This window comes from Ferdinandcohnia sp. SAFN-114 (assembly GCF_059415045.1).
In genome coordinates, this window is sequence record NZ_JBPFDQ010000022.1 from 48,531 (window position 1) to 61,744 (window position 13,214).

Here is a 13,214-nt window from a genome sequence, read left to right on the forward strand (position 1 = left end):
ATAAGCTCGATGAAGGGGATTCAGCTACTTTTCTTCGGCTCTTTTCCTCTTCATTCGCTCGTTGAAGGGGATTCAGCAACTTTTCTTCGGCTCTTTTCCTCTTCATTCACTCGATGAAGGGGATTCAGCAACTTTTCATCAGCTCTTTTCCTCTTCATTCACTCGTTGAAGGGGATTCAGCAACTCTTCAACGGCTCTGTTCCTCTTCATAAGCTCAATGAAGGGGATTCAGCAACTTTTCATCAACCCTTTTCCTCTTTATGCGCTCGATGAAGCGAAGGCAATAGCAGCACGGGGTTGTCTATTGCATTTTCGATATATCCCCTTCTTTTTGTATCATCAAAGTCTTTCAAAATAGTAAAAAACAGCGAACCTTAAGGGCACGCTCCATCAAAAATAGGATATTTTCAAACTCTAATTTAACCACCAATTCTTAGTTTCCCATTCATTCTTTTTAATGTGCCCAGAATACTCATTGCCGCTAAATAGCTCGTCTTTGGATTTTCTGGGAGTGGATGATTTGTGATAGAGAATGTTGCTTCGCCAAACTCGCCTGTTATGTCCACTTGATGTATGTTTTTTTCAATATGCGGATCAGCCACAAGGCACACTCTTGTCTTTTCTATCCCTACCCCAGCTAGTGACAGTAAAATAGAGATATTCATGTTTTTTGGAAATTGCTTAATTGCATCAATTGCTTTTCCTTCAAAAACAACCTTCGCCTCTTGGATGTCCTCATCGATGAGCGAGTTGGCAGGTTTTCGAGTTGTCAACGAAACCCGCTTCACTTTCCCTAGTGCGTGTGCATTTTGCAATAAGTCCAATCCGCCAATTGCACCAGACGGCAGATGAACGGAATACTTATGCTGTTTTACAGGATTACTAATTTCATTCAACAGTGTTTCATCTGCAAGTGCACCAACACTGATTACAACTACATCCTTTTTCTTGATAACTGACGGTAACAAGGACTTTACTGCCTGTATATTCGCTGCCTCCACAACAATATCGATTTCTGAATCAAGAAATGAGTTGAGATCAGTATACAATTTCACACCAAATTTTGACTCCAACAACCGATATTTTTCTGTATCCCGTACCAAAACACTTTTAATACGCAGATCATCAAGTTGATTTTGATTGATTTCTTTCAATAAAAAAGTAGCAACTGCTCCCGCCCCAATTACACCGATATTCATAGTTGGACTCCTCTCATCTGTTATAGTTACCAGGGAAGACTATTAACCTCTTACTCTATCATAGGCAGTAAATGGTGCATTTTCCACGATAATGCCTTTCTATTGTTTGCCTTCAAAAAGCAATTCTTTGTTTTACAAAAGATAAGCTACTAAGCTTCCTTTAACAAAAATAAAGCTTGTAAAGATTCAATGTCTTTACAAGCTTTTTCGATTACATTATAGATCATTCTCTGACACAAAGTTATCAAGCAGCGCACGTACTTCATCTGTTGACTTTGTACTCATCAATTGATTTCTTAACTCACTCGCCCCGCGAAATCCCTTGACATAAATCTTAAAAAAGCGACGTAGTTGTCCCAAAGAACGCGATTGTAAATGTGAATACTTGTCAAAAAGATCGAGATGCAATCTTAAAAGATCAAGCAATTCCTTACTACTATGTTCTCTTGCCTCTTTTTCAAAGGCAAATGGGTTTGTAAAAATCCCGCGCCCAATCATAACCCCATCTACACCATATTGATTAGCAAGTTTAATGCCCGTTTGACGGTCAGGAATATCTCCATTAATCGTTAAAAGCGTGTCTGGTGCCACCTCGTCACGAAGTTTCTTGATTTCCGGAATCAACTCCCAGTGCGCATCAACTTTGCTCATCTCCTCTCTTGTACGCAAATGAATGGATAAATTAACAATATCTTGTTTCAAGATGTGTGTTAGCCAGTCGCGCCATTCATCAACCTCCGCGTAACCAAGCCTTGTCTTCACGCTAACAGGGAGTCCTCCCGCTTTTGCTGCTTGAATGATTTCAGCTGCAACTTCCGGACGACGGATGAGACCACATCCCTTCCCATTATCTACGACATTATCAACTGGACAACCCATATTGATATCAATCCCCCGAAATCCTTCTTCAGCCATACCAATACTCATTTTTTGAAAGTGTTCGGGCGTGTCTCCCCAAATGTGAGCCACGATTGGTTGTTCATCTTCAGTAAACGTCAAACGCCCGCGTACACTTTGCTGCCCCTCTGGATGACAATAACTATCCGTGTTAGTAAACTCTGTAAAAAACACATCAGGTCTGCCTGCTTTACTTACTACATGGCGGAAAACAACATCCGTCACATCTTCCATTGGTGCAAGTATAAAAAACGGCCTTGGTAGATCACGCCAAAAATTATCTTTCATAGTCAAACTCAAATCCTCTCTATATCAACACGAGGTCAAACTTTCATCCGAAAGTAACACTCAGAATGTTCATGCTTCATTTATAGCTTTACCACGCTTAAATCCTTTTTATCAATCTATAATAACTTTAAAAATTATAAACTTTACTATATCAAATTTAAAGCGTAAAGAAAATCGGGTAAAAAAAGGTAGGTTTGGGAGGGGGTGTTCGAAGATACTGATTGGTTATTTACATCAATAAACTGGGGATATTAATGCATAGATTGCCTAGATAATAGACAACATTAATTATGCATTCATATCCTCCTATCTTTCAAATACCAACGGAAATTTGGTAGTTCCTCTAGTGGTTCTTATTCACCTGTTTCAGCAAATCGTTGAATTCTTTCACCAATTTGGTCACGCACTCGTTGGAACACTGCCCATTTCTCCTCTTCCATACCTTGAGCTTTCGCAGGATCATCGAATCCCCAATGATCACGTCTAACATGTGGTGGTGTCGTTGGACACTTATCAGCAGCATCTCCACATAAAGTTACGACAAAATCAGCATGGTTTAGGATTTCAGGGTCAATTATATCTGAAGTTTGATTGGAAATATCAATACCAATTTCGTTCATCGCTTTTACTGCATTAGGATTCAAACCATGCGCTTCAATTCCTGCACTTAATACGTCCCACTCTTCTCCTAGATACTTTTTCCCCCACCCTTCAGCCATTTGGCTTCTGCATGAGTTACCAGTACATAAAAAGTAAATTGTTTTTTTAGACATAAACGAAGTCTCCTTTGTTGTTTAATGAATAATAAGTAACCAGATATATAATCCAACTAGAGTAATGAACAAAGTCGGAATGGTTAAAATAATACCAGTCTTAAAGTATGTTCCCCACGAAATCTTAACACCTTTTTGTGAAAGTACATGTAGCCATAATAGCGTTGCAAGAGAACCAATTGGTGTAATTTTTGGACCTAAATCTGAACCAATAACATTCGCATAGATAAGAGCTTCTCTTATTACACCGCTTGTATTTGTATCTGCAATTGCTAGAGCATCTATCATGACAGTCGGCATGTTATTCATAACAGATGACAGAATCGCTGCAATGAATCCCATTCCGATTGTTGCCGCGAATAATCCTTGATCAGCTGTAAACTGAATTAGGTTTGCTAGGATATCTGTAAGCCCAACATTTCTTAACCCATACACAACTACATACATTCCTATTGAGAAAAACACGATAGCCCACGGAGCACCTTTTACTACTGTACGTGTATTCACGGCTGAACTTCTCCTAGCCATGAAGAGGAAGAAGATTGCCACGATACTTGCGATAATTGATACAGGAATTCCTGTAAATTCACTTGCAAAGTATCCAATAAGTAGTATCCCTAACACAATCCAAGATAATCTGAACATCTTCAGGTCACGAATCGCTTCTACTGGCTTTTTCAATTGAGTCATATCATAATTCTTTGGAATGCTCTTACGGAAAAATAGATATAAGACCAAAATACTTGCTGCTAACGAAAAGAGATTGGGAACAATCATTCTTGATGCAAACTCTGCAAAACCAATTCCAAAAAAGTCTGCTGAAACAATATTTACTAAGTTACTAACGACAAGTGGCAGAGATGTCGTATCTGCAATAAATCCACTAGCTATAATAAATGGGAATACCATTTTTTCATTGAAGTTTAGATTTCGAACCATCGCTAATACGATTGGAGTTAAAATTAATGCTGCTCCGTCGTTAGCAAAGAATGCAGCTACTAATGCACCTAAAATAGATACATACACAAACATTCGAACTCCATTTCCTTTCGCGGCTCTTGCCATGTGTAAGGCTGACCACTCAAAAAATCCGATTTCATCTAGTATTAATGAAATGATAATAATAGCAACAAACGCTAGAGTTGCGTTCCAAACAATGGATGTAACATCGATTACATCTTTAAAATCCACTACTCCAACGATTAGAGCTAAGACAGCTCCACCACATGCAGACCAACCAATGGATAAACCTTTAGGTTGCCATATAACCGAGACTAGTGTAATTAAGAAAATAACTGAAGCTAAAATTACTGATATCAATAGATAACCTCCTACTACTTACTTAGATGTATTAGAATACTCCTGTTGCATACTTAACAATCGCATTTAATAATTGCGATTTCTTGCAATTGATCGATAATAGACTGAATATATGGAGGTAAATCATCATTTAATCGATAATGTTTCCAAGTACCAGAGGGTCTTTCAAGAACAATTCCAGCATCCTTCAACTTTTTCAATTGTTGACTAACCGCTGGTTGAGAAATATTTAAAACATCGACAAAATCACAAACACATACTTCCCCTTTTTTAAGGCATGATAATAGCTTTAATCTGTTGGGGTCACTCACAGCTTTTAGCTGTTTAGCCATTAATTCAATGTTCTCCAAATCAGTCTTCTCCTTCCTACATAAAGATCCGCCTATATAACCTTTTACTTATATAATATTTTGCTTATATAAAAATCGCAACTCTTATTTTAAATGCATATCAATCAATTACTAAACACGTCAAATCTATCTTTCCTAATTAGTATAAATGCCTTACATTCTTTGATTCACACTTGACCAATAATTTCTCTTTGATTTTGAGTAGATGCTTGCATATTGCATGATAAAAAAATAACCAATCCATACATTTCAGACTGGTCATTACACATAAATTGCTTTCTCATCCTACTAAACTAACAGTTTCTCCATTGCCATTACATCAATAAATTGATCACCGATTTTCCCCTGATTTTTAAATATGCCTACTTCTCTATATCCACTTTTTTTATAAAGTCCTTGACCAAGTTTATTAAACGGAAAAGTAAATAAGACAATTTTGTGAAATGCGTTTTCCTTAGCCAACTTCTCGATTGTGGAAAGTAATTTTCCTCCTATACCTCTTCCACGATAATCTCTTCTAACATAGACAGATAAATCAGCAACCCCATCATATGCAGATCGACTATTATACTGATTAAGACTTGCCCATCCAACAATTTCTCCCTCAACTTCGGCAATTATGACCTTAAAACGTCCAGTATGTTGATGAAACCAGGCAAGCATAAAAGCCTTATCTTTTGTAGAAGTTTCCAAAGTTGCAATTCGATCCTCAATTCCCTCATTATAAATTGAAAGGATATCATCAATATCGTTAATAGAAGCGATGCGGATAATGATATTTCTCATAAAAAGTTTCCTCCCCAACAGCTCGGTTTTTCTTATAGAATATAACTTAAATACTTGTAATTTGAAACTGTAATTTTGTACAATCCCTCACTCCATTTGTTACTAAATTAGACTTTAATAACCAGAGAGATAAAACAAAACTGCTAATGGGATATAAAATACTCATAAATCTCCAACAAAAAAACGAGAAAATGAATTCTCGTTTTTATCTAAATTATAACCATTCACCGTATTTTGGTAGACTGTCGTTTTGTGTATACTCATCTGTTTTTCGTAAAAGGTCAACAATTGTTGGCAAATCCAATTTTTCAATAAACTCTTCAATTGCAAGAACGCCTGAATGAGCTAATTCTTCACGATGTTCTTCAGATGTAATGAGTGGTGTTGGTAGATGGTCAGACGCTTGATCAAAGTATGAACCAATTGCCCCTGATTGCAGTGCATATTTACCAAGTGCATTTCCCGGGTTTTTACTCATGCCCTTTAACATACTCTGTACATCATAGGTTACTGAGTTTGACTCTGGAACATTCATCGGAACATCTTCTAATCTACCTAGTATTTTGTATGCCCCAATGCTAATATCATTGAATTTCTCCATAAACGAAAAACTTAAATCTTCAACACTATCAGTTGCTTTAATCATGTCAATATAAAGGATTGGTACTTTTGTTTCCTCAAAGAAATCACGAACCATTCCGCTTAATGTTATGTGTGCAGGACCATGACAAGTAACATATACCTGTCTTCTAAAACCCTGTTTTAAAAGTGATTTAGCTATTGCTTCTAAATATCTCATACCCTCTTTAACACTTATATTAACGGTCCCGCGAGCCATCGCTGTCCCACCAGCGAAGAAATAGGGCAGGTTGTGAAGAACGAGGCCATCTGTCGCCTCTGCCATTTTTAACGCAAGTGCTTCCGCAATTACTGTTTCCGTATCCAGCGGTAGTGCTCCGTGCGTTTCTGTTACACCAACAGGTACAAAAATCAGATCATTTTGTTGCAGGTATTCTTCAACTTCCCCGTTTGTGCATTTAGATAGGAACCGAGTTCTCATCGATTAACATCCCCCTTAAAAATTATTAATGTATATATTTACTAGATTTTTCATGAGTTTTGAGCTCTTCTTTGTTTTAATGTAGAGTACATTTCTTGGGCTCTAGTGGTATTCAAGTTGAAAATTAATGCAATACCGATAAGCATTAAGAGAAAAGACAAAATAGGTAATCCGTTATACATACGTAAAACACCTTCTGCTACTTCTTGGGTTTGAGAAGTTTGTCCGGACACAAATCCGACCCAACCTAAAGCATAACTACCCAGTGCAGAACCAACACCCATACCTACTTTACGTGAGAATGAATAAATGGAGTAAAGTGTTCCATCATATCGTTTGCCAGTTTGAAGTTCTGTAAAATCTAAACAATCTGTAACAAGTGCCCATACAATCATAATAAAGACCATATTTGCGATTGTTGCGATATTATAGGCTACTATATAAACGTAAACATTCTCAATAATAAAGATTGTTAGGAGTGAAGAAGCAATTAAACTAAAGCTTGCCGTACTAATGACCATATTACGCTTACCAAACTTCTTAACTAGGGTAGGGACAAAAATAAACAATACCAGTGTAACTCCCATTTGTAAGAACGAGTTAATCGCAAATGCACCAGGATTTTTGTAGTATTCTGAGAACACAATTGCAGCTAATTGTGTAACACCATTAATCATAATTAATGAACCACCACTTGCTACCATCATCCCTAATAACTGTCGATTCTTTAAGGCAGCTTTTAAAGCATCTGTAAAGTTGTAATCAGGTTTAGTACCAACTGGTCTATCATCACGAATACGTTCTGTTGTTAATTTAACAAGTCCTGTATAAGCTAGAACGGAAAGAATACTGAATACGATAGAAATGTAGAAGAACATTTCTGGCACTAGATTCCCAGATTTATCATAGATAAACATAGGGACAAACGATAGAAACCCGATTCCAACAACCATTCCACCAATAGAACGAGCACGAGATAATTTTGTACGTTCAATTGGATCATCTGTAATAACAGCTGCTAATGAACCATAAGGAATTGAATCAGCTGTGTATGCGATTCCATAGAATAGATAAACAAATACGACCCATACATGAATTGCCGTTGATGACCAACTTGAGACGTCTGCAAACGAAATTAAAATGGATGCTGCAAGTAACCATTTCGATATGTTAATATACGGTAAAAATTTATCGCCGCTTTTTCCTAATCTCCATCTATCAGGAATACTACCCATCAAAACATCTGTGAATGCATCAAATATTCGAGCAACTAAAAACAATGTTCCCATGAAATAAGGACTTACTCCAAGTACGGACGTGGTGAATAATAGGAAAAACGAACCGATGTAAAGGTTTGCAAAACCACCGCCAACATCCCCTAGCATATATCCAAATTGATCTCGGAAACCAAATTTTCTGACCTGTTTCTTTTCCATGTTTTAACCCCCAATGTAAATAAAATAATGGATTTTTTTATAATTTAATCTTAAATGCCCAATAACTTAACTTGAGAAGAGAAATGGCTCTGAATTATCCAGATTTTCAACTTATGATGAAACATCTCATTATATTTGTTTACTATACAAACTAATAGTCTGAACTATTATCTATATACTAAACTTTCTATCATCATCCTCCTTCATACTAATGAAAGCGTTTAAAATATTAATATATTAGAATTTTAACTCAAAATCCCGAATTACTTTTGCAATAATATTGCATCCTTTTACACTATCATTGCATGAAATAAAAAAAGCCTTTTATCAAATTTTTCAAATGATAAAAGGCCTCACTTACTATTTTTTTGTTTATACTCTTTTGGGGTTACGCCTACTTCCTCTTTAAAAACGCGAGAAAAGTATTGTTGATTTTTAAAACCTACAATAAAAGTGATTTCTATCAGTGAAAGATTAGAATTAGTCAATAACTCCTTCGCTTCCTTAATCCTTACCAAATTTCGATAATGACTGATTGTCATCCCTTTTTCTTTTTTGAAAACACGCATTAAGTGGGAAGAATGTACATGTAGCTTTCGGGATATGTCCTCAATCGATATATCCTCTGAGAAGTTCATCTTTATAAAATGCTCAGCTTTCTCGGCAATTGTTGCCTTTTCAAATTCGATAAAACGAATTGAAGGGTCTGAGTACTCCTCTAGCATTTTTTTATGAATCTCTTCTAGTTCAAGTGTAGACTTGGCGTTCTCAATCATAATTGCATATTTTTCTGAAAGGTAATGACATTGCCATGCGCTCAAGCCACCTTTTTCTGCTGAATAGCTGTAGAGCGTATTATGCGATAATAATATGTTTTTAAATGCACGTAATTTATTCCTTGGAACTCTTTTAAAAATATCTAGTGTGTCAGTTTCTTCACTTAGAAACTCATTAAATTCACTTATGGATCGGACAACAGATTCCTGTTCTCCTTTTCGAATGGATTGTAATAATTCTTCCCGATATTTGTGTCCTGATTCAATAATTTCATGCTTTGTTTTATTCTTATCTAAATCATTGTTTATTTGATTTTCTGGGTCTTCCCTTTTCATTTTCCCATCACCTCACTACAAATGGGCTAGTTACCCTCTTTAAGATCAAGTTGCTAGAACACCCCATCGTGTAAAATTACTTTTTTTCTAAAGAGCCTGAAGAAAATACACCTTTATGCAGAACAGCAGTACGCTTCGGCAACCTTGCTACAGCTTCTGCTGAACAGCTGGCAGATACGAGGACAGCAGTAGCTTCATCTCCAACCTTTGGCCAGATTTGATTCCCTTCTTTATCTAAAGGCGTCATGCCTCTAGTTGCTAGTGATAAAGATCGTGATAAGTTAAATTCATTGCTCCAACCATATAATTGTGCTGCAAGATGTGCTTTCTGAAGGATATCTCCAATCCCAAACGGTGACCAATGGTCTGTAATACTATCATTTCCGAGTAGAACTTCTACTCCCTGCTTTTGAAAGAGTGGAATCGGCATAACCGTTTTACCAATCGGAACAGTTGAGGCAATTGAAATACCTAACGAGGCTAGGCGGTTTGCAAGCTCGATTCCTGATTCCTCCGACAATGCAGCTAGTGAGAATGCATGGCTAATTGTTACTTTTCCCTCTAGTCCAGCCTCTTCGGTTAAATCAGCCAATCTATTTATCGCTTTAATCCCTGTTTCCCCACCCTCATGAAGATGAATATCAATGCCTTTGTTATAGTCCACTGCGATTTGTACCATTGTTTCAAGAGACTTCTCCATGTTTCCGTCAACAACGGTTGGATCAAGACCTCCTACATGTGTTACGCCAAGCTCCATTGCCTCTCGTAATAACCCATCTACATTGGAACGAAGCAATCCATGTTGAGGAAAAGCTACGATCTCATGTGAAATTTTATCTGAATAATTCTCTAAGGCAGCCTTTAATTTTTCGAGGTTTTTAAGCCCAACAGTTTGATCAATATTACAATGACTTCGAACATACGTTGAACCGTAGCTCAGGATTAGCTCAACTAATTTTTCCGCACGCTCTTGTGCCGTTGGTAGTAGCTTTGGCAGTATTTCCTCCTCTAATTCAATCATGTCAAAAATACTTTTTCGATTTGCCCCAGCCCTCCAAGGCCCCCCATAGTAGGTTTTATCTAAATGGATATGCATGTCCTTAAATGCCGGGAGGAGAAGCATTCCCATCGCATCATAGCAATCTATTTCTCTTCTATATGGTAGATGGGCATCTTGTATTTTCGTAATAATACCGTTTTCAATTTCGATATTTCGTAATTCTGTTTCAGTGGCGACAACCTGTCCATCTTCATACTTATATCCACTTTCTAATCGAACATTTAATAGCATATAGGCGTTCTTTTTATGTAGCTCTTCTTTGAACGTATTTCTAGCTTCCATTCGTGCATTCTCCTTTTTGTTCATCTATTATTTTCTAGTAATTCGAGAGACTGTACTTTGTGCAATTGGTACAAAGGATTAGTCGGATCATGTTTGATTGCATTCTCAATTGCAGCAAGTGCTTCGTCGTGTCTTCCTAATGACCTTAGGCTGTTAGCCTTATGAAATGAAAAATCGTACCGATGTGGTTGGAGAGCTAAAAGCTTGTCCATCTCGTTGACAGCTTCCTCATGTCTGCCCAGTTCTCTCAAATAATTCGATTTATGGTATCGGTAAAAGGTTGCATGTGGATTGAGTTCACAAGCTTTTTCATATTCAGCAAGTGCTTCTTCTGATCTTTTCAATAACCGCTTACAATTAGCTGTATAGAAATAAAAGTCTAAGCCGCTCGGATCTTTAGCTATGGTTATCTCGAACTGAACCAAAGCTTCTTCATACATCTTTGCTTCTTGTAAAAAATACCCTTTATAAAAATATAAATCTATGTTTTCACTATCACTTTCAAGTTCATAGTCTATAGTAGTGATTGCCTCAAAGTACCTATCATCTTTGTAGAAAGATAATGCCTTTTCGATGGCTTCATTACGCACTTTATAATCTTTGTTTAAGATGTTAACAACCTTTGTTTGATTTAGTTCTTTTGCATGTTGAAGTGCGGACTTGCCATCTCTATCAGGAAGGTTAACATCCGCCCCCGCTTCAACAAGAATTTGAATAACATCAGAATACAGACGGCCACCGTTTCCTAAAATGACAGCTTCTAATAAGGCTGTCCATCCTAAATCGTTCACATGATTTACCGGGACACCAGCTTCCAGGCAAACTTGAACGGTTTTTAGATACCCTTTTTCACTTGAAGGTAGTAAAGCAGTACCACCGAATCGATTTACACTTTTCAGGTCAGCTCCGTATTTCAGCATTATGCTTAATACTTCGTGAAATCCGTTTGCACCCGCGCAAATAAATGGAGTTAACTGATTAATGTCCCTTGTATTCACATCACTCCCGGCTTCTACTAACATTTGAACGATTGAAACATGATTTTTTTGTGTAGCCGCCATTAAAGCGGTTCTGCCATTTTTATCTTTATTATGAATGCTCGCTCCTTTTTGCAGGAAGCGCTCTACATCTTCCAATGATCCATTTTCACTTGCATGAATAAGGTTTTCATGTAAGGTTTGTGTTTGCATATAGTAACTCCCTCAATCGCTTACTTGATTTCATTAATATAATTCATTTTTCTCATGCACGTAGAATCAATTCTTCTAATTCTTAAAATCCTCTAGATTTTATCACATTCACGTGTTCAGTCAATAACAGATAGTGGTGAATACTTAAACAATTTATTTATTGGATGAATATGAGGCATATGCCCAACCCAAATAGGCTACTTTAGCATATCCTTTAGTGAAATAAATAAACAGGAGGGATTTGCTTTGAATTATGGTTATCCATATAACGCTTTACAAGAACCATTTAATCAGGAAATAATTGATGTCAATGATCAACGAATACGCCCCGGATTTGGTTTTGGTAGACCTGGTTTTGGTTTTGGTAGACCAGGCTTTGGATTCGGCAGACCTGGTTTTGGTTTTGGTAGACCAGGCTTCGGATTAGGCTTTTTAGGCGGCCTAGCTACTGGTGCACTATTGGCTCCAGGTCCAGGATTTGGTTATTATTACCCACCATACCCTTATTATTATCCGCCGTACCCACCATACTACCCGTACTATCCTTACTAAAACGTACAAATAAAATAGAAAAAACGGAGTGCCCATTTAGTAGCACTCCGTTTTTCCTTGAACTGATTTGTATTTTCCTGTATAAGAACTGCGTTTTCCAACTTCTTAATTAATTCTTCCTAGCACCGCAATAGGACTCTCAAGAACCCCTATTAAAATATTGATGTTGAAACATACACATTCTTATTGCATTATGATATTCACCGTCAACAAAAAACTCATCAATTAATTCTCCTTCAAATTGAAATCCAAGTTTTTGATAAATGTGAATCGCTTTTTCATTGGTTTTGTCCACGATTAAGTATAATTTATACATATTCAATACAGAAAACGCGTAGTCCATTGCGAGATAGGTTGCAGACTTCGCATATCCATGCCCTTGATGGTTGGGATCAATAATAATTTGGAATTCAACCCTACGATGAATATAATCAATTTCTACTAATTCAACTAGTCCCACCATTTCATCGCCTTTTTGTACAATAAATCTTCTTTCACCCTGATCATGAATATGCTTATCATATAAATCCTGCAATTCAACAAAAGACTCATATGGCTCCTCAAACCAATAGGACATGATGTTTGCATTTATATTTAATTTATGGACAAATCCTAAATCAACTCGTTCTAAAGGCCTTAATTTTACATCACTCATTACTATTCATCCTCCGAAACCTTCATTCAATCCTCTTAAAATAAAGTCTTTCCTTTTCTCCCACTTTTTGACCATTTTTTCTAAAAAATTCGGTGCTCACGCTAAAAGGCATTCCCCTATTTTGCTGCTGGAATCTATTTTGCTAGACACAAAAAGGCACTACAAAAAAAGCAGATGGTATATGAACTGACCTAGCCAAATGAGACATATATAAAACACCTATCCATATTAAATTTAACACTTTTTCATTAATT

Annotated in this window: 13 protein-coding genes; 1 reads left to right on the plus strand and 12 read right to left on the minus strand. The window is 36.8% G+C overall.

Annotated elements, in window-relative coordinates; genetic code table 11:
* Positions 1-419: 419 nt before the first annotated feature.
* The 11 genes from nadX to ACR65M_RS09365 all read right to left on the minus strand — a co-directional run bounded on the left by nadX (position 420) and on the right by ACR65M_RS09365 (position 11,753).
* The gene (gene nadX / locus ACR65M_RS09315) at positions 420-1,199 is read right to left on the minus strand and encodes an aspartate dehydrogenase (protein WP_440273155.1); all 780 of its coding nucleotides are present in this window, start codon (positions 1,197-1,199) and stop codon (positions 420-422) included.
* 216 nt (positions 1,200-1,415) lie between these two features.
* Positions 1,416-2,384, minus strand: coding sequence for a tRNA dihydrouridine synthase (locus tag ACR65M_RS09320; protein ID WP_440273156.1), 969 nt, complete (start codon positions 2,382-2,384; stop codon positions 1,416-1,418).
* Between the two features lie 353 nt (positions 2,385-2,737).
* The gene (arsC, locus tag ACR65M_RS09325; protein ID WP_341330028.1) at positions 2,738-3,157 is read right to left on the minus strand and encodes an arsenate reductase (thioredoxin); all 420 of its coding nucleotides are present in this window, start codon (positions 3,155-3,157) and stop codon (positions 2,738-2,740) included.
* 21 nt (positions 3,158-3,178) lie between these two features.
* The gene (locus ACR65M_RS09330; protein WP_440273157.1) at positions 3,179-4,477 is read right to left on the minus strand and encodes an arsenic transporter; all 1,299 of its coding nucleotides are present in this window, start codon (positions 4,475-4,477) and stop codon (positions 3,179-3,181) included.
* A gap of 53 nt (positions 4,478-4,530) precedes the next feature.
* Entirely contained in the window at positions 4,531-4,827 is a 297-nt protein-coding gene (locus tag ACR65M_RS09335) for an ArsR/SmtB family transcription factor (protein WP_180271344.1), read from the minus strand.
* Positions 4,828-5,115: 288 nt separating this feature from the next.
* Positions 5,116-5,613 carry an arsinothricin resistance N-acetyltransferase ArsN1 family A gene (locus ACR65M_RS09340; protein WP_440273158.1) on the minus strand — a complete coding sequence of 166 codons (498 nt, stop codon included), beginning with the start codon at positions 5,611-5,613 and terminating at the stop codon, positions 5,116-5,118.
* 214 nt (positions 5,614-5,827) lie between these two features.
* The gene (locus ACR65M_RS09345; protein ID WP_341330024.1) at positions 5,828-6,673 is read right to left on the minus strand and encodes a creatininase family protein; all 846 of its coding nucleotides are present in this window, start codon (positions 6,671-6,673) and stop codon (positions 5,828-5,830) included.
* Positions 6,674-6,723: 50 nt separating this feature from the next.
* Entirely contained in the window at positions 6,724-8,109 is a 1,386-nt protein-coding gene (locus ACR65M_RS09350) for an MFS transporter (RefSeq protein WP_440273159.1), read from the minus strand.
* Positions 8,110-8,462: 353 nt separating this feature from the next.
* Positions 8,463-9,221 carry a helix-turn-helix domain-containing protein gene (locus ACR65M_RS09355; RefSeq protein WP_440273160.1) on the minus strand — a complete coding sequence of 253 codons (759 nt, stop codon included), beginning with the start codon at positions 9,219-9,221 and terminating at the stop codon, positions 8,463-8,465.
* A gap of 76 nt (positions 9,222-9,297) precedes the next feature.
* Complete coding sequence (locus ACR65M_RS09360; RefSeq protein WP_440273161.1) at positions 9,298-10,563, minus strand: amidohydrolase family protein; 1,266 nt, start codon at positions 10,561-10,563, stop codon at positions 9,298-9,300.
* Positions 10,564-10,583: 20 nt separating this feature from the next.
* Positions 10,584-11,753, minus strand: coding sequence for an ankyrin repeat domain-containing protein (locus ACR65M_RS09365; protein WP_440273162.1), 1,170 nt, complete (start codon positions 11,751-11,753; stop codon positions 10,584-10,586).
* 246 nt (positions 11,754-11,999) lie between these two features.
* Here ACR65M_RS09365 and ymaG point away from each other — a divergent pair, with 246 nt between their 5' ends.
* The gene (ymaG, locus tag ACR65M_RS09370) at positions 12,000-12,305 is read left to right on the plus strand and encodes an inner spore coat protein YmaG (protein WP_440273163.1); all 306 of its coding nucleotides are present in this window, start codon (positions 12,000-12,002) and stop codon (positions 12,303-12,305) included.
* A 139-nt stretch (positions 12,306-12,444) separates the two neighbouring features.
* Here the strand turns inward: ymaG and speG are convergent, their stop codons facing one another.
* On the minus strand, positions 12,445-12,960 hold the full coding sequence (gene speG, locus ACR65M_RS09375) for a spermidine N1-acetyltransferase (protein WP_121446981.1): 516 nt from the start codon (positions 12,958-12,960) through the stop codon (positions 12,445-12,447).
* Positions 12,961-13,214 lie beyond the last annotated feature (254 nt).

Bases quoted from the DNA above. Each gene is read 5' to 3' on its own strand.
- arsC (WP_341330028.1), bottom strand. From the start codon at position 3,157: ATGTCTAAAAAAACAATTTACTTTTTATGTACTGGTAACTCATGCAGA.
- ACR65M_RS09340 (WP_440273158.1), bottom strand. From the start codon at position 5,613: ATGAGAAATATCATTATCCGCATCGCTTCTATTAACGATATTGATGAT.
- ACR65M_RS09365 (WP_440273162.1), bottom strand. From the start codon at position 11,753: ATGCAAACACAAACCTTACATGAAAACCTTATTCATGCAAGTGAAAAT.
- nadX (WP_440273155.1), bottom strand. From the start codon at position 1,199: ATGAATATCGGTGTAATTGGGGCGGGAGCAGTTGCTACTTTTTTATTG.
- ACR65M_RS09345 (WP_341330024.1), bottom strand. From the start codon at position 6,673: ATGAGAACTCGGTTCCTATCTAAATGCACAAACGGGGAAGTTGAAGAA.
- ACR65M_RS09355 (WP_440273160.1), bottom strand. From the start codon at position 9,221: ATGAAAAGGGAAGACCCAGAAAATCAAATAAACAATGATTTAGATAAG.
- ACR65M_RS09360 (WP_440273161.1), bottom strand. From the start codon at position 10,563: ATGGAAGCTAGAAATACGTTCAAAGAAGAGCTACATAAAAAGAACGCC.
- speG (WP_121446981.1), bottom strand. From the start codon at position 12,960: ATGAGTGATGTAAAATTAAGGCCTTTAGAACGAGTTGATTTAGGATTT.
- ACR65M_RS09350 (WP_440273159.1), bottom strand. From the start codon at position 8,109: ATGGAAAAGAAACAGGTCAGAAAATTTGGTTTCCGAGATCAATTTGGA.
- ACR65M_RS09320 (WP_440273156.1), bottom strand. From the start codon at position 2,384: ATGAAAGATAATTTTTGGCGTGATCTACCAAGGCCGTTTTTTATACTT.